Here is a 22,825-nt window from a genome sequence, read left to right as displayed (position 1 = left end):
ATATAATCAGGAGCAAGATCATTACATCTGTCCCCAAGGAGAGATCATTCCCTTCAAGAAAGTGTTTAAAGATTACCGTACAGCAACCCTAAAGAAAGAATACCGAAGTTCAAGCAAACAATGCAAAGGATGTCCTTTGCAAGCTGAATGTTTAGGACGTACAGCCAAAGAAAAAAAGTTCTCAGTAACCTACTACAAAGAAGAGTATGATAGAAATATCCAACGGGTAGAGAGTAAACAAGGCAGATACATGAAAGCCAAACGCCAGAGTACAGTAGAACCTGTTTTTGGGACTCTTACTCAATTCATGGGCTTAAGAAAAATCAATACCATCGGACTACAACAAGCCAACAAGGTAATGCACCTCTCGGCCATAGCTTATAACCTGAAGAAGTACCTGAAGTTCACTCAAAAACGGGCAAAAAGTGGAGCAAAAGCTCTACGATCATTAGTATCAGAAATAAAAGTACTGCAATACTTAATCAACTCTTATTTAAGCCCTCTAAATTTAGCGTAAATCCAACATAAATAAAAAGACAAAAGCCCTGAAAAGGGCTTAAAACGACTCATTTTTTAGAGTTTTAGTGGCTTGTGCAACGGTTACCAGTGTTAGCAAACGTTTAAATTCTAATTAGACAAATCAGAGTAATCATAATATTCATTTAACTGAGTTAAAAATTGAATTGTATTTATTAGCCTCCAATAATCAGATTCAAAATCAATGTTATTTATCTCTCTGTAATCGAGAATTATATTTCTGTAAATAAATGAAGTCGGCAAATCCCCCGTTTCAGTAATTCTTTCAACATATTTTTGAACTCGTTTGTCAGAAATAGTTTTCAGAAGATTTATAAATCTTCCATTAATTCTAATACCATAAGATTGATACTTTATAGGTTCTTTAAATTCTACTCTATCATGACTCATATATGCAGTTCCCTCGTATAACTGCCATAAATCAGATTTTAAACTATTTGGTATATCATTAAAACGCTTTCTAAATTTTGTTTTCTCAAAAATTTGAGTTGCTAATGAGTCAGGATATAATGATGTTACATAAATGAAATTAACGTAAGAGTTTTTTAAGTCGGATTCTTTTATGCCACCCTCAGATTCAAAGTAATTAATTAATTTTTGTAACTCTTTTGCCTCAGATTTAGAGAAATCGTTTTTAGTCAATAAGGATATTATATCATTATTTTGAGAAAAACAATTAACACTTAAAAATAGCATTAAAAAAAAGAGAAATCTATTCATTTGGTATCAATGTTTGCTAACGTCTCGTATTAAAACTGTGCGAGCTGGCGAGCGTGATTGTCCGCAGGACAATCCGCTAAGCAAGCGAGCAAAAAGTTTGGATTTGAGACAGGTTTAAGCATTGTTTTTATACAGTGTTGTACAACGTTTTTATAGTTCGCTTAAGTTATAATCCGGAGGCGATATTTTATTTACGAAGATTAAACCATCATAGGATTCTGAATATATTTTTGAAATCTTTATCTTATGTAACGGTTTAGGTTGATATCCACCTCCACCTATAAGTAAGTATTTGTTTTTCTTGCTAAAGAATTCTGTTGGTTCTTTTTCAATTGCATTATCTAAATCGATAAAGTAAATTTCCTTATTAGCCTCATTTAATGTTTCGGCGTAAGTTCTTCTAAAAGGTTTCTCTATATGATAAGTTTTCCAGTGATTTCCTTTTTTATCTACTACATAACCATTAATCTTTCCTGTCGCAAAGTCAAAACCTACACTATAGTAATCTTCTGAGTAGTGGTCTTTTAAGTGACGACCTAAATTAATTATATCACTCCCAGCGTAGTACATTTCTTTTTTGTTAATATGCTCATTATGAGCCCAAATAAAAGCTTTTCTGTTTGGCGAAAGATTTTCCACAATCCATCTTACGTTTTCAAACATTTTTAAGTCTCTAAATTCCGTGCTTTTCGGATATTGATCTTTAACGTACGAGGCATATTCAGTATAACCTATTAAATAATCTAAACTTCTTATTAAAGATTTATACTCTTCACTTTCGTTTTTTGAAGTCAGTATTTGCTGTTTTAATTTAGTTAATTTTGGGATCTGAAGTTGCCACCAATCGTCAGGTTTGTTATAGTTTATTGTTTTGTTTGAGCAACTATCTACAGTTGTCAAGAGTGATTCGTCAATATTAATTTTATTCTCATTAATTAATGTTCGTATCTCTTTATTAATGTTTTTCCCATTTTGAATATCCATTCCATAAAAGCGAATTTGATCTCCTTTTGATTTATCTAAGTTGAAATTTCTCATCCATTGTAATAATTCTACTACTTCTTTAGAATGCCAAAATCCTATGTTGAAATTCTCAGCTATTGTTTTAATGTCTCCTTTTCCACCACCTATCCATTCATTAATTCCAGATTCAGCTTGATACGATTCTTCCATTATAAAGACTCTGACACCTTGAGTATTGACCAAGTGTTTAAAAAATTTTGACTTAAGGTCAAAAAATTCCTTTGTATTGTGAGAAGCTTCTCCAAAACCATAAATCTTAGCATTGGCAAATTTAACGGGAGTATTTTGCTTAAAATCAATTAGGTCAGAATTTGGATTAGCGTCTTCAATAAGAATAGAATTATTATTTATCCATTCTATAGTTTGCTTTTTTTGAGAGTAGCTAAGGACGGTTAAAAAAAATATGAATATTGATATTGTATTCTTCATTAGATAAGTCTTTTTTTAAATGTTGTACAACGTCCCGGGCTATATGTAGTGCTGTGCATAAATGCCACTACTTTTTAGCTATTAAACTAATTTAGCAAAAAATCGCAAAACTTCGATTAAGCATATCATACAGCATTACTTATAGCCTCGTGTTGTGCACATTTTTTTATCTTTTTATTCTCTTGTTTTCAGGCACATTAATTATTCCTACTCCGTCAACAAGCCATTTACTATCTACTAATTTCATTTTCAAAGTCAGTCGAAACTCAGGCCAATTTTCACCTTTAACTATAAGATATTCAGATTCTGTCTTTTCGAGTTCAAATCTGTTTGGATTGTCCTGAGCGTCAAGAATGGGGTCGAATCCTAACCCGAGTTCAGGGTCATTCTTTATAGCTTGTTCGAGTATTCTATTAAGTTCATTTTTGAAGTCAACTGTCACATCGTGTCGTTGATTAATCCACTCAATCAGTCCAACTTCAGATTGCCGGTCATTTGAAAAGCCGATGTAGTCATTTATAAACTGAATTGCTACTTTGTAATTTGGCTCAGAAGACTGTTTCGATTCATTACTGGAATGTTCAGATTTTGAGTCTGTCGAATTGCAACTTAAAAATGTCAGTCCGAGGAGTAAGATTGTCAGAGTTCTCAATGTCGTTTTTTTAAATTGTGCACAACGTTTCTGGCTATGATTTCGTTGCGGAAAAATCCGCAGGATTCTTTCCGCCGTAGCCGAAAGATAGTAAATTAGCGCTGAATTCCGTCAAGGAATTCAACCGCAATGAATTATAGCCTGTGTTCTACACCGTTTGTTCATTCTATAGTTAACCAATCAGATTTAGTGGTCAGCTTTTTTGGTTCCGATGGATTGTCGATATCAGGATAAACGCCTATTTGATTTTTCTCATCGGCCATAAAAACAAATGTCCAGTTCATCGCATTATCATTAGAAAACTCCCAGTCATTCATTAAACTTTTATTAATCAACATATCAGGATATTTTTCAAGCAATTGATTTACTGTTGATTTTGGATTTAGTCCATTCATTGTTTTTAATTCAGGATGAACCGCAATAATGGACAAAATTTCGTCAGTACCAAGTTTTGGAATAAGTCCAAAAATAATTTCATCATTTGAGTAATACAAGTAAGCAGGACTTCCACCACCAAATCCAAAATTAATAGCTTCATCTTTCTTTTTAGATAGTCCGTTAAACTGATTTTCAGCATCCATAATATTCATTCCTATTTCTATAGGTCCTAATTTGCCTTTTTTAATTTGATAGTCAGAGAACTTAAACTCCGTTTGCTTTTCGTTTTGATTTTCTTTTTCTAATTGTATACTCGAATTATTCTTATTCTTTTCAGTTTTCGTATTACAACCAAAAATTAAAAGTGCTATTAAAATTGTTGAAATTATTTTCATGTAAGTTTCAGTCAAATGGTGTAGAACTCGTTATATGTTGATAAAAATACACGTTTATCTGAAATAATTACGGGATAAACGCATGTTTTTATCAATTTTGATTTGAAAGAATTCGTTCCTTTTGCTGTTGGCAACATTATAACCGGAGTTGATAATGCCGTTGATCGTTTTGCAACGTTAAATGAGAAACCCTTGCTATAGCCGTTGCTAATTTTGCAACGGTGATTTGAAAAACTAATGCTAGAACTTTTGGCTATCCGTTTAACTTTGCCTAAAAGCTGATGCTTTGATTGCTAAAACTTTGTTTTTCAGTTCTAAGACATGTCATCTAAGTAAAGGAACCGTTGAGGTGCTATCCAACGGTTTATTTCGTGAACCGTTGTTTTTTGATTTTTTTTTAATAATTATAATTTTATGTTTTGAGGATTCATCAAGAAGAAATAATTGCTTTATATTCGTAAAAAATTATATAAATCAGAGTACACATACCGGTACATGATTTAATTCATATACAGTAAAAAAAGCGCAAAAAACCGGTGTTTTGACCAAACTCATAACCCGAAGGTCACTGGTTCGAGTCCAGTCCCCGCTACTACGAGGAGTTAACTTAAAAGTTAGCTCCTTTTTTTATGTGTAAACTTTTGAAAAAATACGTGCTGGACGAGAAGCCTGTCCTGAGCGAAGAGTAACGGAGTCGAAGGGAGTCGAGCCTGCCTGCCCGACTGGGACAGGAAGGCAGGTCCCCGCTACTACGAGGAGTTAACTTAAAAGTTAGCTCCTTTTTTTATGTGTAAACTTTTGAAAAAATACGTGCTGGACGAGAAGCCTGTCCTGAGCGAAGAGTAACGGAGTCGAAGGGAATCCAGCCTGCCTGCCCGACTGGGACAGGAAGGCTAAGAGAAAGCTTCTCAGCACTGTAAGGCTTATTTGGATGACAGCATTCATGGAAAATTCAGATCTGCTGGCTTCAGCCTTAGGGATCTGAATGGTTTTGGCCAATTTCTTCCGAAGCGAAATGCTATTGACAGCAGGCTTATATATTTTTCTCGAGATTATTTAAAAAATCAATTTCCAGTCTACTGCAGTTCAAGTTTGGAAATGGTTTTAAAAACATATTTTCTTAGGTTTGTGCCAATGCAAAATCAATTCAATAGCTTCCTTAAGCTATCAGGTTGTGTATTAAAATAAAATGAATGTGAAGCAGAAAATCAAGGAAGCCTGGCCCACCAGGGAGGCTATGAAACAAATTTATAGCATGAAGCTCTGGGGAGACAACCACTCTGATTTTTATTCAGGCATAGGGTCTCACCATCCTGAACTCGTAAAACCCTACATAGAGGCTTTGTCTTCTTATTTGCAGACGTTTAAATCTGCCCCTGTCATTTGTGACCTGGGCTGTGGCGATTTTAATATTGGAAAACATCTGGTACAGTATGCCGAAACGTATATCGGTGTGGATATCGTTGAGGAGCTTATAGACTATAATTCCAGAACCTTTACGGATGAAAACTTAGAGTTTCGGTGTCTGGATATAGCGGTCGATGATTTGCCGGCCGCTGAGGTGGTTATTTTGAGACAGGTGCTGCAGCATCTCTCAAATGATGAGATACACAATATTCTAACCAAACTAAGTCATTATAAATACCTCATTCTCACCGAGCATCTGCCTCAGGGTGAATTTGTGCCGAATAAAGAGATCATTTCCGGACAGGGAACACGGCTTAAAAAGCAAAGCGGCGTCAATTTATTAGCGCCGCCATTTCATTTTAAAGTCAAGGAAGAAAAAAACCTACTGACCATTCCGTCGGAAGATCACAAAGGTGTTATTAAAACTACCTTGTATACCCTGTATTAAGTCGGTTATCGCGGACTTTTCAGTTAGTCACTGATCGTCTTTATAATCGTTCAAAGCCTTGAGTGCTGCCTTGCGTCCCATTTCTATTAATTCATCGGCTTTATAAAAATCATAGATCTCACAGCTATACCGCGGCGTTTCTATTAAAATATCGGGGGGGTGTTTTTCAAGCGTGTATTTCACCATTTCGTTTCTCATTATTTCAAAGGAGACATTCATGATATCAAAATAGCTTAACTCATTGCTATCATCCTCCGGGAATAATTCATTCAGATTCTTATTAAACTTATCAATTGTATTTTGATAAAAAGATCGCTCTTCTTCTCCTTTTTTCTTTTCCTCTTTCTCTTCCTTTTTCTCTTCCTTTTTCTCGGGCAGGGGAAGGTCTGCATTTACATTTACCGCGATCAAAACATCCCTGTCGTTTCGCGGAGCATGGGGGATAGGAATATTATTGATGACGCCACCATCAACAAGGAGAGACTCTTCATGTTTCAGCGGGGTGATGACATTCGGAATAGCTATGGAAGCCCGCATGGCCTTATACAGACTTCCTTCCTTGAAAATCACCTGTTTTTTGCTGATTAAATCGGTGGCGGTGGCGCAAAATCGAATGGGTAAGTCTTGAATTTGGGTGTCCGGAATAAAACCAGATAATTCTTTAAAAACTTTGTCTCCTTCAATGAACCCCCCTTTAAAAAGAGTGAAATCCACTAAATTAAAGACGTCAATTTTATCGAGTTTTAAAATCCATTCTTTAAACGCTTTCATTTTTCCGGCGGCATAAATCCCGCCAACCACTGCTCCCATAGACGTTCCTGTGATGGAGTGAATTTCAAAACCCTGTTCTTCCAGTTCTTCAAGAACTCCTATATGGGCGAGGCCTCTTGCACCGCCTCCGGATAAAACTAAGGATACTTTCTTCATTTACGTTTTTATTTTGAAGCCTTTTTATAGCAAAATTAGATTTTCAAATCTACTTTTAAAAAGTTAACCTACAGGTATGGATTGGATTTAGGAGGTACTTTAACTGGTTTTATTTTGAAATCCAATTTATTGAATGAACTTTAAGCTTCATCTCTAAATCCAGATGTTTATAAAAAAAATTACAGTTTTAATGTGAATGTGACTGTCTTGTAAAATTTACGTATATTGTCTATCATTATGTGATAGACCTTTAAATACCTTTCCTATGCCAGTGAAGCTCAACAATAAACTCAAGCGTTTATATATTCTTGTGAACCACCTGAACCGGAAACCGGCAACCGCTAAGGCGCTATTAGGTTTGCTCGAAAAACACGACTTATCCGTTGGCATCGCCACTTTCGAGCGCGATAAAAAAACCCTGAAGGAGGATTTCGGCATCGAATTAGGCTATGAGGCCTCAGATCATACCTATAGCCTAGCTGTCAAAGACCAGGATGAGGTTGCTCAGCTCATTCAGTTTTTACAGTTCAACCAGCTTTCAGAGGCGCTTAGTGCCGGTATCCTGGAAGGGAAGCTTTCCTTAAACTGTATCGACTTCGAAAATGAACAGCAGCTTCAGGGGATAGAATACCTGGACCGCTTGTTAATGGCGACTAAAAACCGTCAGGTTATTGAAATCGCACATCGAAAGTGTAGTGCCTCAAAGGTCATTACGTATACCCTGAAACCTTATTTATTAAAGCAATACCAGGGTCGCTGGTATGTCGTCGGGGAAGTGGGGAAAAATAAAATACGAACACTGGGGATAGATCGCATAGAAGCCCTGGTGCTCAGGCAGAAAACCTTTGAACCTAAAAACTATCCCCTGAAAGAGAAATTTAGGGGATGCGTCGGGGTTTCTCAAATCAATAAGGAAAAGGAGCTGATCCTGATTGCTTTTGAAAATTCTCAAAGTGCGTTTTTAGAACATGCACCGCTCCACCGCAGCCAGAAATTAATTCGGTCCACACGCACGCATGTGGTATACGGATATTATGTGGTGATCAACGACGAGTTACGACAACTCATCCTAAAATACGGCGCTATGGCTAAAGTTCTGGAGCCACTAAGTCTCGCTCAGGAGATCAGAAATGAACTTAAAAAAGCCTACGAAGCTTATTGATTTATTGGTCTATCATATAGTGATAGACTTGGATATTTGCTTTAAGCGCTTAATTTAAAGCCTTGTCATCGAACTTAAGCGCTTAAAGCAAATCAAAATGACCTGAGGAAATGCTTCAGCCTTAGCATAAAGTTGAAAATATAAGAATCCTTGGCGATGGCAGAGAGCCTCATTTTTGATAGGCAATTGAAGAGGATTGCGTATCGGTGATAAAGAGGTATTTATGAAAGTTATTATAATATCCTTTTACATTGATCCTGAATTAAATGATTGATTTTTGTTCAACCTATTTCAGGAAAAGACAGATTTTAAATACTGGTGCAACGGCTGGTTATAAAAACCCTGTTTGCAACGTTGCATGTTTTGTAAGGGTGAATGTAAATTTGATGACGGAGCCTTTGTGATTTTCAGCACCGCTAAGTTTTTTTAAAGTTTTCCCGGGAAATATTTTAATAGCATTCTCCATTTAGCGTTTAGACAGTCTGGTTTTCCAAGGTCATTTGGATATAGTCATTGATTACCTTCTCTAAAACATCTAAAGGTATAGCGCCATTTTGTAAAACGGCGTTGTGAAACTCCCTCAAGTCAAACTGGCTCCCGAGTTCTTGTTTTGCTTTTTCCCGTAGTTCCAGGATTTCCAGCATCCCAACTTTGTAGGCGCAGGCTTGTCCGGGGGCAACAACATAGCGTTCAATCTCTGTAATAACATCCGATGTAGGCATGCCTGTATTTTGGATCATATAATCAATGGCCTCTTCTCGTGTCCATTTTTTATAATGCATACCAGTGTCGACAACCAAACGTACCGCTCTAAACATCTCTGACTGTAGCCTGCCCAGATTACCAAAAGGGTCGTTCTCGTAAAAACCCAATTCCCAGGCCAGGCGTTCGGCATAGAGTGCCCAGCCTTCGCTGTATGCTGTAAAAGGAATAACGGTTCTAAATGTGGGAATACCCTGAAGTTCATTTTGTATGGCGAGTTGAAAATGATGTCCGGGAACACCTTCGTGATAGGCCAGTGTTTTCATAAAATAGGTGACATGTTCTTTCGTATCCCTTAGGTTGGCATAAAAGACACCACCACGCGATCCATCCATTGCAGGGCCTTCATAATAACCTAAAGGCATACCAGCTTCCTTAAATTCAGGAACACGTTTTACCTCTAAACCTGCTTTTGGCCTAATGTTGAAAGCCTCACTCATGTTTTGGCTTATATGATCGATCATACGTTTATAATCAGCTAAAATCTTTTCTCGTCCCGCATCGGAATCCGGATACAGAAACCGTTCTTCTGTATTGAGCTGTTGAATAATTTGGCCTATGGTTTTGGTAGAATCCCTATAGTTTTCTGCCTCCAGTATAGCGTACATTTCCGACTTGATTCTGTCTACTTCGGAAAGCCCCAGGCTATGTACCTGTTCTGGCGTATAATCTGTAGTGGTATTTAGCTTTAACATGTGGCGATAATAGGCGTCACCGTTGGGTAATTTCCATACACCTGCAGTATTGGTAGCTTTTAAATTTAGATGTTCAAAATAGGAAATAAGATTTTTATAAGCAGGAAAAACCGACGTTTCCATAGCTTCAGCGACTTCTTTTTTATAGATCGTTTTCTCTTCTTCTGAAATTTCTTTCAGGGCATCCACTTTGGTTTCAAAATTGGTATAAAGAATATTGGAAGTCACAGCATTTGGTTTGGTATGTGACTGTCCTAAACTATCCGTTTTAGTGCCAACAAATCCCTTCATTTCGGAAATTAGAATGGTATTGATAAATTTTGGTGTGATAATTCCCTTTGCTTCTCTTATTTTGAGGCCTTCTATAAGCTGAGAAAATTTAGTGTCGAATTTTGATAAACGTGAGATATAGGCTTCAATGTCAATAACATCATTGAGTTTATGATAACTTTCCATCATACTGGGCAAACCGTTTTGTATACCATACATTTGATTAACAGGATAATTATGGTAGAAAAAAGGTTCAGCTTCTACCGTATTCATCTTCATATAATACCCTAAAATATCCGTGTTGAGTTGATTTTCTGGCGATTGATTTTCATAATTATAACTTAATAGCGTTTCGTAATCTTCTTTGGCCTTATTGAAGTTTTCCCACTGTTTGGCATCAGAAATATCATTGAGTTCATCTTTAGACCAGTCATAAATGATTGGAACACCCAGTGTTGTAGTTAATTCCGGGCTATCTAATACAAGTTCTACGAATACCTTTTCATAAAAATGAGTGATGCTAAAAGGTTTGAACCATATGAGATTGGTCAGCCATAATCCTCCAAGGATGAATAATACCAGTAAGGTGCTTCCTGTCCAAAATTTCCAGGTGCGTTTTTTTTTAGTCATGTGTTAAGTGTGTTAATGCATGTTGTTTTTATGAAGGCTGACTTTTATATACTCCAATATAAGTGCGTTTTAACGCCTTATTCCTCCTGGAAAATTTATATATCTATTAAATTACCTCTTCCTATTTGTAAAAGATTCCTCGGGATACAGCCGCCTACTTTTATTCAGAGACCTCAAAAATCTTCATGAGGTTTTTGCCTGAAGCATTAGGGACTTCGGATATGAGTACATAGTTACCGGGTTCCAAATTTGCTTTGAAAAACCCCATTCGCCCTTCGGGCATATCGTTTACACCTCCTATAAAGGCGACCGCTTTGGGGGCGGGTTCCATCAGGCCTTTTGGGTCCGCCCAGTTCATCCAGTTTTCAAGTGCATTCAGGTTGGCGTTTTCACCCAGCTTAACCAGGTTAACATCGTGCCCGACAAAATTTTCGTGAACGGTCTGGTCTTTGTAAAAGACGGAGAAGGTGTGTTCCCCGGGACTTATGGAGTCGTTGAATACAATTCCATCTGTGCTGGAGATCGTAATTTCGGTATCCGCTGTCGGCTTTTCATTACCGGAATCCTCAGCGCTTACAAAAAGGTCTTTCGTCATGCCCATAGATGTGTGAAACACACCATTACTCATTTTAACGTAGCATTCAATAACGTATTCCCCCGGTTTGAGACGAAAGGTGGTTTCTCCAGTCTGACCAGGTGACAGCAAGCCTGAACCACCCACAAATACAACCTCTCCAAACCAATCTGGAAGTTTTGCAAATTCGGCATAACCTTCTTCACTTTTCCCTTCCATTATCAATTTCATGGCATCATCAAATACGGGGGCAACCAGGTTTTCTGCGTCTTCTGAAGTCTTTCCTTCCGGGTACTTGTCTACAAGAAAAAAATGGGTCTGTGGGGAGAGGTTTTTATAGCGAAAGGTATTCCAGCCTGAAGGAATCGTATCGGGCATCTGGAAATCCATGTCCTCGGTGACGATGTTAATGACATCCTGTTTCTCCTCTTCAACACTGCTGATTTCCTCTTTCTTCTGATTTGATTGTTCCTTACAGCCTATGAAGGCGATAATTACTAAGATACTAAGACTCCACTTAATGTTCATAATGTGCGTTTTTGGTGCTTAGAAGGACCGAAATTTATTCGATCTCATAAACAAGTGTAAACAAAACTATAAAATAAAGTTTTAATTAACTGACAACAAACGATTTAATATTTTAAAAAAAAAATTAAAATCACCATAGGAAGGGATTTAGCTCAATACCAAAATAATAAATGCATTGCAATATTTGTAGAGGTATTTCTGCTAAATTTTTAACCATAGCGATATTTTTCAACACCATCAATTTTTTAATTATATGCAATTGGATATAAAAGGGTTAAAAATGGATGTTTTATACGTAAAAGCATATAGAAACATGATATTGGGTATGCTCAAAACTTGGTTTCAAGGCCATAATTATTCTTCCCCGGCTTTTCTAAGAATAAAGTCGACAAAGCTTTCCCCCGCTGGGGTCTTCATAATATCCATGATAACTCACATGCTTAATAACCAATGCGTTGGCCCTAAGCCTTAATGTTTTTGCATGGTAGGCATGGTGGGTAGCTATTGTAGATTCTGTTGACGCTACCACAGGGGTTTGTGTATTGGCTACCCAGAATTCAGGATCATCGGTCGACATCATGGACAGCATTTCAACCTTATCTCTGTAAGCTTGGATGTCAGGGGAGTAAAATTCACTCAGGCTTTCCATAGCATAAAACGATTGAAAGCGAACCCAAGTCGCAGCGTCCGGTTCAAATTATTCCAGCCTGTGATCTTATCCGCTGAACAGGAAAAGGAATGCCTGAAAGAGGATGGAAATCAGAATGTAATTGCGCATGATTTTTATAGTTATCCTGGTTGTTTCTCCAGAAGTTCCGAGAATCAAGACTCGTCATTTCTGAAGTTTTTAAAATTGGAGATTTCCCTTGCGATGACATAGGCGAGGGAACCAAAGGCATAGGCAGGAATGTCCCAATAGTCTGCCGTGAATTTTTCACTGATTAGCGGAAAAAGGAGTTCCCCGAAGAGCAGGATGAGTAAAAAGTAGCCCAATATATCGGTGTAGGGCAAAACCAGGTTTCTGTTGCGTAAAAGAATTCTGCGTTCCCAAAGCACTGCATATAATAGTAGCGGCATAAGGACTGCAGGGTCTAAATAATTATCTAGAAAATCTATTTGAAATTGAACTCCAAGTTGAAGGTACTGATGTATCAAAAACAGCGATGCAGAAACAATCACCAGGATTAGGACGGGGCTTTCCTGTTTCATAATCCAACAACAAGAGTGATGAACAAAAATAAAAAAATGACAGGGGATAAGCTTAGAAATAAGATCAGGACAGGTAATTTTAAAATAAAAAGAAGAATCTGGAGTGCAAGGGGGTGTTTGGGCGAGGGTCGCATCCAGTCCTTAGCAAAGTAATAAATCAAAGAGAATAGTGATTCTGTGGTTTTTTCTTCTTCTTTGAGTAGCTTATCAAGTTTAGACTTCTTCATCTGTGCTATACAGTTCTTTCCTGTTCATTATAGTCACCTAAAAATAGTAATTTTAAATCGGAATAGTTCTATAAAAACGATATTCTGACTGTGTCTGGTTATTTTGAACCTAAGGGTCACGAGGCTGAAAAGCAGCCCTGTGTTGAATCCCAAAGACAAGGTATTTTGACTTTGACAGGGACAGATACCTGCGCAGGTAAAAAGTCAGTATTATTTAATTTAAGAAAGCGGTTGTAAAACCCTGATAGAAAGGGTTTCAGCTTAACGTAGATGATGAGCTTTTCATTCCTCCTGCAAAATCGTCTCCTTGTAGCGCTTTGTAGAGCGCTTCAAATTATCGGCTAAAGAGACAAGCCATCCCAGATGGTTAGAGATGAGGTAGGCTTCCTGTAACGCATGCAGGGTTTCGGTATCCAGAGCTTCATTCCCAAGTTTGATGTTTTCATCTCTTGCCTGGGCTAAGCGCTTATATTTGTTGAGCAATTTCTCATGAGCATCTTCAGCTTTAGCCTGAGCTATGTTGTCCTGAGTTGAAGTTTGTTCCAGACCATCCAGGGCGCCCTGAAGTGTATTTGAGATTCTCTGGATGAGCATATTGAATTCAACAGAAGCCGGGGTGGTTTGATGCTGGGTGATGAAGTTGCCGATAGAGGCTATGGCAGCAATGAGCGTCTGGTGAAGGGTTACCATTTCATAAATCAGCTGAAATTCTTTTTGTTTGGATTTAGGGTCCTGAGTCAGTCTCTGAAAGGCAGCGTTCAACTGGCTGATAGCCAGAAAGGCCTCTTTTCTCGCCAAATTATAAGCCAAAATATTATCCTCAGGATCCCTGTATAAGTCCTGAGTAGCCAGAAGATAGGTTTTGTTGGCTTTAAGTGCCTTTATGAGGACCTGTTTAAGGTTAAATACTTCCCAGCTGGGCAGCAGGCTGTAATTAGCCACTACGGCGATGATCGCCCCTATACAGGTATCTATCACCCTGTACTGTATAACTTCCAAGGCTTTAGGGTTGATAAACGAGTAGACAAATACAATACTAATGGTGATAAGGGCTGCAGCCCACTTATAGTTCTGCTGAATCAAGGCGAAGGCAAAAACCAGAGAGACCAGGGCCAGGACCGCATAGACTATTTCATTTTGAGTCAGTAAAACAATCCCCACAGCGATGACCGCTCCAATGAGGGTACCTGTAATTCGATCCTTAGAGCGCTCCCTGGTCAATCCATAACTGGGACGCATAATGACTATGATGGTAAGTAAAATCCAGTAGGTGTTTTGTATTTCAAAAAAGAGGCCCAGGCTGTAGGCGAACAGCATGGCTATGCTAAGTCTTAATGAGTGCCTGAATAAGGTGGAGTCCAGACGCAGGTTTTGTAAGATCATATTCAGCCTGTACTCGTGCAGGGTCAAAAACTGGCTGGCATCCTGGCGTTTTAAAGACACTTTTGAAGCCTCTTTCACATTATCCATTGCTCTTCTGATCGCTGTAATTTCTTCCAGCGTCTGTTCCTGGAAATCGTATAAGTTTTTCAAGATCAAAGCGCCTTCTCTGGCCTGGGGCAGCTTAAGCCTTCCCAGATAAGCCGTTATGGAATCGTTTGCCCTGGTTAAAGCCAGCGTCAACTTCTTTTTATCGGGTAATGCATTGCGCTGCATCAGCACTTCGGACAGACGAATGAGATGGTTGCCCATACGCTTATTCAATTGTTTTGCCGGTTTTAAAAATTCTTTTTTATCCTTAAAAATTTTAGCGATGGTTTCATAATTCATCTGCTCGGCTTCGATGAGTTCAAAAATTTTGATGGTCGAAATAAATATCAGGAGTTGTTTCTCTTCGTAGCGTGAGCGTCCTGAGTGTTTTCTGGCGGATAATAGCGTCTCTCGAAGGCTTTCGTGCTTATCGTTGATTTGATTTTGAAGACTGAAATTTTGCTGAATGCGCTGGTCTCTATTTTTTGTACTGGTGAGCAGTTTGGCACGCAGCTTCAAATACTCACCGGTCAACTGCAGCGTATCCGAGAGCAACTGATTTTGATCTTTATTGGGGAAGATGACTTGAAACAGCAGGGATACCGCTAAATACCAGAGACCACCGACGCCCATCAGGGCCACCTGGATCAAAATAGCAGAAGTCGATGTTTTATCGATTGCAAAGGCAATGACCATTGCCAATAAGCCTGAGAAAGACACCAGAGAGGCCCTAAACCCATAAACAGACAGCAGGGATACAAAAAAGGCAATCACTCCCATGGTGATTAATAAGAGGGGCAGGTATGGTTTTGTAAACAGGATGATGGCGGTGATCAGCATGGTTAAACCCGTACTGATCAGAATAGAGTTAACTTTGCGTTTTCTACTGCCTGGCATGTCTCCCGGAGCGTTTAAAAACGCACCTAATACAACGGGAAGAGCCAATTCGAAATAACCTAAAGCGTAAAAAACAGCAAAGGGTATGGCCAGCGCTACGCCCACACGAATACCGCGATCAAAATTGGAACTCTTAAAGAATAATTCGAGTTGTTTGATGCTTTCTTTCAAGCTGTTTTTTGAAGTAAAGTTAGTTCAATTCACAGGAACAGCTCCGGCTTTTTAATTGTTTTGGGAGTCTTCCGGCTTTTGCAGCATTTGATACAAGTGCATACTAAATCATTCTTTGGAAGGCTTACTAAATTTTTATTTTGAGGACGTGGGGGGAAAGCTTTAAAGCCCTGTATTTGCTATGAAGCTAATAGTAATCGCCTTAACGATATGTCCTTGAAACCGGATGATTCAGAACCTGAAAATTTATTCCGTAGGTGTAGATATTGAACCGGTCAGAACTGACAGCTGCTTAGAAAAGAAGCCATAAGAAAAGCCGGTATGACGAATACGAACTCATAGGTTTGCTATAAGGGCAGAACTGTTTTTTTTTTAAAGATAAAATGATGGTATTAGTCTTTTTTTAAAAATTTTAGATTTTTAACCCTGCAGGAATCTAATTCATATCCCGAAACTATTCCTCTTGAGGTTTGGTGAAATCTCCCAACCTAATCCACTTTTGACTGAATTTTACATCAAGTCTTTATAAGTATACATATAATCAGAGGCATTTAGCAAGCGAGGTCTGAATGACACCTTACGGCTAAAGAACTTCATTGCTCAGGTCTCATATTTTATCATAATATAATGTTAAATTTTTAACATCTTTTAATATTCACAGGATTTAAAATATCACATTTGTTTCGTTATGAATACGTTAGGAAAGCATAAGCTTAAAATTTACAAAATTCAAATTTTAAGTAATACAGAAAAATATTGATTTTTTTCATTTATGACAAGTACGGACTTAAATTTTTATAATACATGTACACTCCACAACTTAGCCTATTCTAATTCATCATTCATCTTTCTTTTTTCAATGCCCGGTCCAGGTCAGATGTCAATCCATCTCAATAGTATTGAAAAATCCTTATTTATACCTCTAATCTAATCAACCTGCCTATGCTGAATTACTAAGATAAGAGATGGTATCAAGTCAATAAAGTGATCAAAACATATCTCTTTTAATTCATGTGATCACATCAGTCCTTTTTAATCCTTAATAAAACAATAATGAAAAAAAACTACTTTACTTTTTTAACTCTTATATTTTTGATGTGTATTACTACAACAGTTGCACAAAACAGAAATGAAGAAAATTCATCCTCCAAACTATTTTGGGATACTTACTACAGTATTCGAGATTCAAACCTTTCTAAAACTGAAACTCAGAAAGAGAGCTTTAGCCTTTTAAAGCCTGCAGATGTTAAAGAGGATAAAGGCACATCTGAAGCAAAAACAGATTTCACTGTTGTTAGTAATTCCGTACCCATTTTAAACTGTATTAACGACCAAACCTTAAGCACGAATACAGACTCCTGTGCTTACACGCATACCGGAACAAACTGGGATCCTTCTGTAAGTGAGGATGTGGTCAAAGATTACCTTAACAAAGACAACTGGTCTGCAACGGCATCACGAGGAACGACAAGCATAGACTATGCTGAAGTTACTGGTCAGCAGCGTTTAAGGCTGGCCTATAATGGAAACGGCACGCCAAGAAATGGAACCTATACCTATTCAATTACAGCAAATGCAACCGAAACCATTTCTTTTGACTGGTTTTTGCAGGGCTGTCATTCCTGGTTTCAGAGTCAGGCATTATACCGCATATGGGTGGGCACTCCCGACACTATTGTGGAAACATTGTACTCCGGTGGAGGCTGCTCTTTCAGCAATTCAGGTAATTCCTCAGTGACTGTGACAGCAGGAGAGCAGTGGGGGTTTATAATTACGGGCACTCATGGTGATATTGCAAATCTCTTAAATGGAAGACTTGAAATTTACAATAATATAGCCAGAAATTACACCTTATCGGGTGCTACTACAGGAACAGGTACTAGTCTTGATGGAGTTGATTTTAACCTTGGTACTACCACCGTCACCTGGACAGCAGAAGATATAGATGGTAATATTTCAAACTGCAATTTTGATATCAACGTTGAAGATACTGCAGCACCAACAGTGGTCACTCAAAATCTAACTGTTGAATTAGACGAGTTTGGAGCTGCAAGTATTACAGCTACTGATGTAGACAATGGTTCATCAGACAATTGTGGTATTGAAAGTTTAGCTTTGGATGTCAGTAGTTTTGACTGTTCAACTCTGGGCGAAAACACAGTGACGTTAACGGTGACTGATGTTTCAGGTAATCAGGCTAATGCGACAGCAATAGTTACCGTTGTAGATAATACCTCTCCGGCAATTTCAAATATTCCTTCAAACATAACTGTGAGTAACACTCCAGGAAGCTGTGATGCAACGGTTAATTGGGCTGAAACTGTTTTAGACCTTAATCAGGACCAGTCTTCCATTGGAACAGCTGGGTCAGACCAATGGCAGTCATTTACGGCCGGACAATCCGGAGCATTATCACAAATAGAAATATTTACTAATGGATGTGTAAATAGAGCATTTACAATGGAAATATACGCTGGAGATGGTATTTCCGGCACATTATTATATACTAATTTCTACAATCTAGGTAATGTTTGCTCTGGCTGGGAAGAATTGAATATAACAGCAGGTGCTGGATTAATTGTCCAATCAGGAAATATATATACAGTAAGGTTTTTGAATGACATCGGTTCCATAGTAGCTAATGAATCTTACAATTACGGTAACTATTATTCTAATAATTATGGATTAAATCCAGGATGGCAATTAACCATGAGAACTTCTGTTTCGACAGGAGTTTATGCTACAGATAATTGTACAGTTCAAGCTTTCACAAGTACTCATAATTCAGGTGATGTTTTTAATGTAGGCTCAACAACGGTAACCTACACAGCAACAGATGCATCTGGAAATTCTACAACTTCGAGCTTTACAGTAACCGTTCAAGATAATACAGCCCCAACAGTTTTAACAAAAGATCTAAGTGTAGAATTAGACGAGTTTGGAGCTGCCAGCATTACTGCTGCTGAAGTTGATAATGGTTCATCTGACAATTGTGATATCGAAAGTTTAGCATTAGATGTTACCAGTTTTGACTGTTCAACTCTGGGAGAAAACACCGTGACTTTAACGGTGACCGATACCTCTGGGAACCAGGCTACAGAGACAGCTATTATTACTGTAACAGATACAACTGTGCCGACGGTAATTACTCAAGACATAATCGTAGAACTTGATGCTAATGGCGAGGCAAGCATTGCTTCAGACCAAATTGATAATGGCAGTTCGGATAATTGTGGTCTATTTAATGCTTTGATTTATGGGGTTTCTAACGATTATGCACTTCAAAATTCATCTAGAACTTCATCACTTGGCTTCAATGTTGGCTTTGTTTCGATGAATACGGCAAATGATCCAATAAGCTTCGAACCTGTAACTCAAATAGATCAATTCTTAAGGATTGGTGATGTTCTTCGTATAAAATACAGAAAGGCTGGCTCTACACAAGATAGAAACATCCAATGGAGAGGTAATAATAATTCGCTTGGAGATGTGACCTGGGAAACCTCAACTACCAGAACAACTTTTACGATCGAACAGCAAGGCAAAATTGCCGGAGATCTATTTGACCCAACAGAACCTTTCTTTATTAAATCTGATTTTTCAGTTCTTGGAACAACTAAATACTTGAACTCATCCTCAGGAGTTACGATGGCTGACCTACCTGAAGCTTGGAGGCTTAATATAATAACTGGTTATTTTCCCGGGTTTAGCTTTTCAAACACGGAAACTAAAACTCAGTTAGATTTCCAGTGTTCTGATGTTGGCATTAACCCTGTTACTCTCTACGCAACTGATGTAAATGGTAATATTTCAACTGGCACGGCAACTGTTACTGTTGTTGATAATAGTTTACCTACCGCAGTGACTCAAAACCTAAGTCTAGAATTGGATGAATTTGGCGCTGCCAGCATTACTGCTGCTCAAATAGATAACGGTTCATCAGACAATTGTGGTATTGATAACTTGGCTTTAGATGTCACAAGTTTTGACTGTTCAACTCTGGGAGAAAACACCGTAACGTTAACGGTGACGGATAGCTCAGGTAATCAGGCTACGGCGACAGCGATAGTGACTGTGACAGACACTGCTGTGCCAGCGGCTGTTACTCAAAATCTAACGGTAGAATTAGACGAGTTTGGAGCTGCCAGCATTACTGCTGCTCAAATAGATAACGGTTCTTCAGACAATTGTGGTATTGAAGCTTTGGCTTTAGATGTCACCAGTTTTGACTGTTCAACTCTGGGTGAGAACACCGTAACTTTAACGGTAACTGACACCTCAGGCAATCAGGCTACGGCGACAGCGATAGTGACGGTGACAGACACTGCTGTACCAGCGGTTGTCACTCAAAACCTAAGTCTAGAATTGGATGAATTTGGAGCTGCCAGCATTACTGCTGCTGAGGTTGACAATGGTTCTTCAGACAATTGTGGTATTGATAACTTGGCTTTAGATGTCACCAGTTTTAACTGTTCAACTCTGGGTGAAAACACCGTAACTCTAACCGTGACGGATAGCTCAGGCAATCAGTCTACTGCGACAGCATTAGTGACGGTGACAGACACTGCTGTACCAGTGGCTGTTGCACAGAATCTAAGTGTAGAATTGGACGAATTTGGTGCTGCAAGTATTACTGCTGCTGAGGTTGATAATGGTTCTTTGGACAATTGTGGTATTGATAACTTGGCTTTGGATGTCACCAGTTTCAACTGTTCAACTTTGGGAGAAAACACCGTAACGTTAACCGCGACTGATGCTTCTGGCAATCAGTCTGCCGCGACAGCGATAGTGACTGTGACAGACACTGCTGTACCAGCGGCTGTTGCTCAGAATCTAAGTCTAGAATTGGACGAATTTGGTGCTGCAAGTATTACTGCTGCTCAAATAGATAACGGTTCTTCAGACAATTGTGGTATTGAAGTTTTAGCTTTGGATGTTACTAGTTTTGACTGTTCAACTCTGGGTGAAAATACTGTAACTTTAACGGTGACGGATACCTCAGGCAATCAGTCTACGGCAACTGCCATAGTGACTGTTGTTGATAACCTGGCTCCGATACTAGAAACAGTTAGTATTAATGTTAGCCTGGATTCCAATAATACCGTGAGTATTCAGCCCATTGATGTCTTATTAAGTGTAACAGATAACTGTTCTTCTGAAGGTAATATCACATTGAGTCTGGATCAGGATACATTTACTTCAGCTGGAGAATATGAAGTCAATTTAACGGCTACAGATGCTGAAGGGAATAGTACAACGGTTTCTGTAATTGTAGTTGTGGAGACAACCTTAGGAGTGAGAGATTTAGGTTTAGATCTCAACATAAAACTCTCTCCAAATCCGGCATCACAATTCATAACAATTGAAGGATCTAATTTTAAGTTAGATAAAGTTGCCATTTATGATATGAATGGAAGATTAATCACCACAGGCAAAGACCTGTCCATTGACGTCAGTAATCTGTCCAGTGGCGTTTATTTTGCCAAAGTTGATGCTAATGATGGGAAAACATCAAAAACCTTGAGATTTATTAAAAAATAAATTTCATCCTTTAATTTTTTCTAAAGCCTCCACATGTGGAGGCTTTTTTTATTTACCTCCAGAGTTATAAGAACTGCTTCAGTACTGAGGTCTTAAACCTGAGTTCAGCTGGCGGAATTACTCCCGGAAGAGTAGGGGCCCTAACTTGAATTGCTTTAGGATTTTCCGAATCCCCTTCTTTATGGGTGGCCGGTTTAACTTATAACTCCTTCAAAATGGGATTGTATTTAAAATCCAGCGCTTTTACCAATTTTAATATTCAAATTCGTATTAGTTTTGCAGCAGGAACTCCAGAGCAAGGTCAGTCTAAGCATAACAGGAAGCGATGAAAAATTCAAGTCAAAGCAGTACCAGCAAAAGCCCTATGCCGCTTGTGCTTTCACTGATATTCCTGGGCGGCTTAGTGACCGCTTATTTTTTGGTGCCGAGCCTGCAGCAATTTCTCGACGAAGCCTGGCTGATCCTGACCAGCGGGGATGAGCAGCGGATCAAAAACTGGGTGGATGATTTTGGCTGGTATGGTCCCTTAGTTCTCATTCTGGCCATGGTGACGCAGATGTTTTTAATAGTGATTCCAAGTCCGGCCCTCATATTGGTTTCTATACTGGCCTATGGCGGGTTTTGGGGCAGTCTTATCAGTCTGACTGCTATTTTTGTGGCCTCCTCGGTGGGCTATCTTGTCGGGCGCTATTTAAGTCAGACTCTCATCATGAAACTTCTGGGACAGAAGACCGAAAACAAGGTAGAAGAATTCATTAACCAGTACGGATTCTGGGCCGTCATCATCACACGGCTCAACCCCTTCCTTTCCAACGATGCCATCAGTTTTGTAGGGGGTATTTTAAAAATGGGTTACTGGCGATTTATAGGGGCGACCCTCATAGGAATTCTACCGCTCATTGTTCTTATAGCGGTATTGGGTGAGAACCTAGACTTGTTGAAATGGGGATCCTTAATCTTATTAGCTGGTTTCGTGTATTACATTTACTGGGATAAGAAGCAGCGGAAACCAAAGGAATAGTCGCTGTGATCCATTGTTTTTGAGTAGGATTTTTTATAACTTCAAATCAAGAATTTGACCCATATGCGCCCATACCTCCCTGGTCCAGAACGTTGAAAAAAATAGAAGCAGAGTACAAGGTGAAACTCAGTGATGAAAGCAAACGTGATATCTTTGAGGAGCCTCACTACCAGATCATCTGCTTTACCCACCCGCAGATGCTTTTCATTCCGCAGGAAAACCTCGTGTTTTGGCTGCTGAAACCTGGGGCATAGCGCCGGAAGATAAATCGGTAGAGGAGTTGTAAGCCTATTACAAAGCGGCCAGGAACTTTGGAGGCGGCATCAATGCCAGGTCCGAAAAAGCCTTCGATCATTTTTTGTACAGGCAGTCCATCTATACCAAAGGCTGTATTATTCCGGTTTCCGCTTTTTTTGAACCTCATGATCACCAGGGAGATAAGTATCCGTTTGTGTTTAAACCAAAAGATAAGGACTTTTTGTCCCTGGCGGGGATTTACACCCGTATAGAAAACAAAGTCACCTTTGGCATTCTTGCCAAAGAAGCTTCCCCCTTATTTGCTAAAATCCACAACAAAAAGAATCGACAGCCTGTGATGCTATCTTCAGATCAGGAAAACGACTGGCTGAAGGACGACCGAGATCAGGAGGAAATTTAAGGCATTATAACCACAGACTACGATGAAGATCAGTTCGAGTATCATCCCGTGAGTCAGGATTTGTTTCATCCCCAAACCAACAGCGATGTCAAAG

General features: G+C 38.8%; 16 protein-coding genes. 6 read left to right on the top strand and 10 right to left on the bottom strand.

Annotated features, from left to right (window positions below; all coding sequences use genetic code 11):
- The coding region (locus BLP81_RS05735) for a transposase (RefSeq protein ID WP_245686419.1) at positions 1–517 on the top strand (517 nt) is incomplete at its 5' end.
- Positions 518–627: 110 nt separating this feature from the next.
- On the opposite strand, the gene BLP81_RS05730 is transcribed toward BLP81_RS05735, so the two are convergent.
- The 4 genes from BLP81_RS05730 to BLP81_RS05715 form a co-directional block, all read right to left on the bottom strand.
- Positions 628–1,257, bottom strand: a complete 630-nt coding sequence (locus BLP81_RS05730) for a hypothetical protein (RefSeq protein ID WP_093366864.1) — start codon at positions 1,255–1,257, stop codon at positions 628–630.
- A 150-nt stretch (positions 1,258–1,407) separates the two neighbouring features.
- Complete coding sequence (locus BLP81_RS05725) at positions 1,408–2,709, bottom strand: erythromycin esterase family protein (protein WP_093366862.1); 1,302 nt, start codon at positions 2,707–2,709, stop codon at positions 1,408–1,410.
- Positions 2,710–2,875: 166 nt separating this feature from the next.
- On the bottom strand, positions 2,876–3,361 hold the full coding sequence (locus BLP81_RS05720) for a hypothetical protein (RefSeq protein ID WP_093366859.1): 486 nt from the start codon (positions 3,359–3,361) through the stop codon (positions 2,876–2,878).
- Between the two features lie 161 nt (positions 3,362–3,522).
- Positions 3,523–4,134: a hypothetical protein gene (locus BLP81_RS05715; RefSeq protein ID WP_093366856.1), complete on the bottom strand. Its 612-nt coding sequence runs from the start codon at positions 4,132–4,134 to the stop codon at positions 3,523–3,525.
- A gap of 1,189 nt (positions 4,135–5,323) precedes the next feature.
- On the opposite strand from BLP81_RS05715, the gene BLP81_RS05705 reads away from it, so the two are divergent.
- Complete coding sequence (locus tag BLP81_RS05705) at positions 5,324–5,989, top strand: class I SAM-dependent methyltransferase (protein ID WP_093366851.1); 666 nt, start codon at positions 5,324–5,326, stop codon at positions 5,987–5,989.
- 27 nt (positions 5,990–6,016) lie between these two features.
- Here the strand turns inward: BLP81_RS05705 and BLP81_RS05700 are convergent, their stop codons facing one another.
- On the bottom strand, positions 6,017–6,916 hold the full coding sequence (locus BLP81_RS05700) for a patatin-like phospholipase family protein (RefSeq protein ID WP_093366848.1): 900 nt from the start codon (positions 6,914–6,916) through the stop codon (positions 6,017–6,019).
- Positions 6,917–7,181: 265 nt separating this feature from the next.
- Between BLP81_RS05700 and BLP81_RS05695 the strand changes: the two genes are divergently transcribed.
- Complete coding sequence (locus tag BLP81_RS05695; RefSeq protein WP_093366845.1) at positions 7,182–8,078, top strand: helix-turn-helix transcriptional regulator; 897 nt, start codon at positions 7,182–7,184, stop codon at positions 8,076–8,078.
- A 473-nt stretch (positions 8,079–8,551) separates the two neighbouring features.
- Here BLP81_RS05695 and BLP81_RS05690 read toward each other — a convergent pair whose 3' ends face one another.
- The 5 genes from BLP81_RS05690 to BLP81_RS05665 form a co-directional block, all read right to left on the bottom strand.
- Positions 8,552–10,435, bottom strand: coding sequence for a DUF885 domain-containing protein (locus tag BLP81_RS05690; RefSeq protein ID WP_093366843.1), 1,884 nt, complete (start codon positions 10,433–10,435; stop codon positions 8,552–8,554).
- A gap of 160 nt (positions 10,436–10,595) precedes the next feature.
- Positions 10,596–11,537: a hypothetical protein gene (locus BLP81_RS05685; protein ID WP_093366840.1), complete on the bottom strand. Its 942-nt coding sequence runs from the start codon at positions 11,535–11,537 to the stop codon at positions 10,596–10,598.
- Positions 11,538–11,910: 373 nt separating this feature from the next.
- Positions 11,911–12,186: a hypothetical protein gene (locus BLP81_RS05680; protein WP_093366837.1), complete on the bottom strand. Its 276-nt coding sequence runs from the start codon at positions 12,184–12,186 to the stop codon at positions 11,911–11,913.
- Between the two features lie 173 nt (positions 12,187–12,359).
- Positions 12,360–12,746: a hypothetical protein gene (locus BLP81_RS05675; protein ID WP_093366834.1), complete on the bottom strand. Its 387-nt coding sequence runs from the start codon at positions 12,744–12,746 to the stop codon at positions 12,360–12,362.
- 509 nt (positions 12,747–13,255) lie between these two features.
- Complete coding sequence (locus BLP81_RS05665; protein WP_093366830.1) at positions 13,256–15,511, bottom strand: FUSC family protein; 2,256 nt, start codon at positions 15,509–15,511, stop codon at positions 13,256–13,258.
- Between the two features lie 1,053 nt (positions 15,512–16,564).
- On the opposite strand from BLP81_RS05665, the gene BLP81_RS05660 reads away from it, so the two are divergent.
- The 3 genes from BLP81_RS05660 to BLP81_RS13755 all read left to right on the top strand — a co-directional run bounded on the left by BLP81_RS05660 (position 16,565) and on the right by BLP81_RS13755 (position 22,731).
- A complete protein-coding gene (locus BLP81_RS05660) occupies positions 16,565–21,052 on the top strand; it encodes a T9SS type A sorting domain-containing protein (protein ID WP_093366827.1) in 4,488 nt (1,495 codons plus the stop codon).
- A 325-nt stretch (positions 21,053–21,377) separates the two neighbouring features.
- Entirely contained in the window at positions 21,378–22,073 is a 696-nt protein-coding gene (locus BLP81_RS05655) for a TVP38/TMEM64 family protein (RefSeq protein ID WP_093366824.1), read from the top strand.
- A gap of 322 nt (positions 22,074–22,395) precedes the next feature.
- Positions 22,396–22,731: an SOS response-associated peptidase family protein gene (locus BLP81_RS13755; protein ID WP_394330528.1), complete on the top strand. Its 336-nt coding sequence runs from the start codon at positions 22,396–22,398 to the stop codon at positions 22,729–22,731.
- Positions 22,732–22,825 lie beyond the last annotated feature (94 nt).

The organism is Psychroflexus sediminis (assembly GCF_900099815.1).
Classification (GTDB): Bacteria; Bacteroidota; Bacteroidia; order Flavobacteriales; family Flavobacteriaceae; genus Psychroflexus; species Psychroflexus sediminis.
This window is presented reverse-complemented; position numbering and strand designations above follow the sequence as displayed.

Coding starts and splice junctions, on each gene's coding strand:
- BLP81_RS05730 (WP_093366864.1), bottom strand. CDS start 1,257: ATGAATAGATTTCTCTTTTTTTTAATGCTATTTTTAAGTGTTAATTGT.
- BLP81_RS05725 (WP_093366862.1), bottom strand. CDS start 2,709: ATGAAGAATACAATATCAATATTCATATTTTTTTTAACCGTCCTTAGC.
- BLP81_RS05715 (WP_093366856.1), bottom strand. CDS start 4,134: ATGAAAATAATTTCAACAATTTTAATAGCACTTTTAATTTTTGGTTGT.
- BLP81_RS05705 (WP_093366851.1), top strand. CDS start 5,324: ATGAATGTGAAGCAGAAAATCAAGGAAGCCTGGCCCACCAGGGAGGCT.
- BLP81_RS05700 (WP_093366848.1), bottom strand. CDS start 6,916: ATGAAGAAAGTATCCTTAGTTTTATCCGGAGGCGGTGCAAGAGGCCTC.
- BLP81_RS05695 (WP_093366845.1), top strand. CDS start 7,182: ATGCCAGTGAAGCTCAACAATAAACTCAAGCGTTTATATATTCTTGTG.
- BLP81_RS05690 (WP_093366843.1), bottom strand. CDS start 10,435: ATGACTAAAAAAAAACGCACCTGGAAATTTTGGACAGGAAGCACCTTA.
- BLP81_RS05685 (WP_093366840.1), bottom strand. CDS start 11,537: ATGAACATTAAGTGGAGTCTTAGTATCTTAGTAATTATCGCCTTCATA.
- BLP81_RS05680 (WP_093366837.1), bottom strand. CDS start 12,186: ATGGAAAGCCTGAGTGAATTTTACTCCCCTGACATCCAAGCTTACAGA.
- BLP81_RS05675 (WP_093366834.1), bottom strand. CDS start 12,746: ATGAAACAGGAAAGCCCCGTCCTAATCCTGGTGATTGTTTCTGCATCG.
- BLP81_RS05660 (WP_093366827.1), top strand. CDS start 16,565: ATGAAAAAAAACTACTTTACTTTTTTAACTCTTATATTTTTGATGTGT.
- BLP81_RS05655 (WP_093366824.1), top strand. CDS start 21,378: ATGAAAAATTCAAGTCAAAGCAGTACCAGCAAAAGCCCTATGCCGCTT.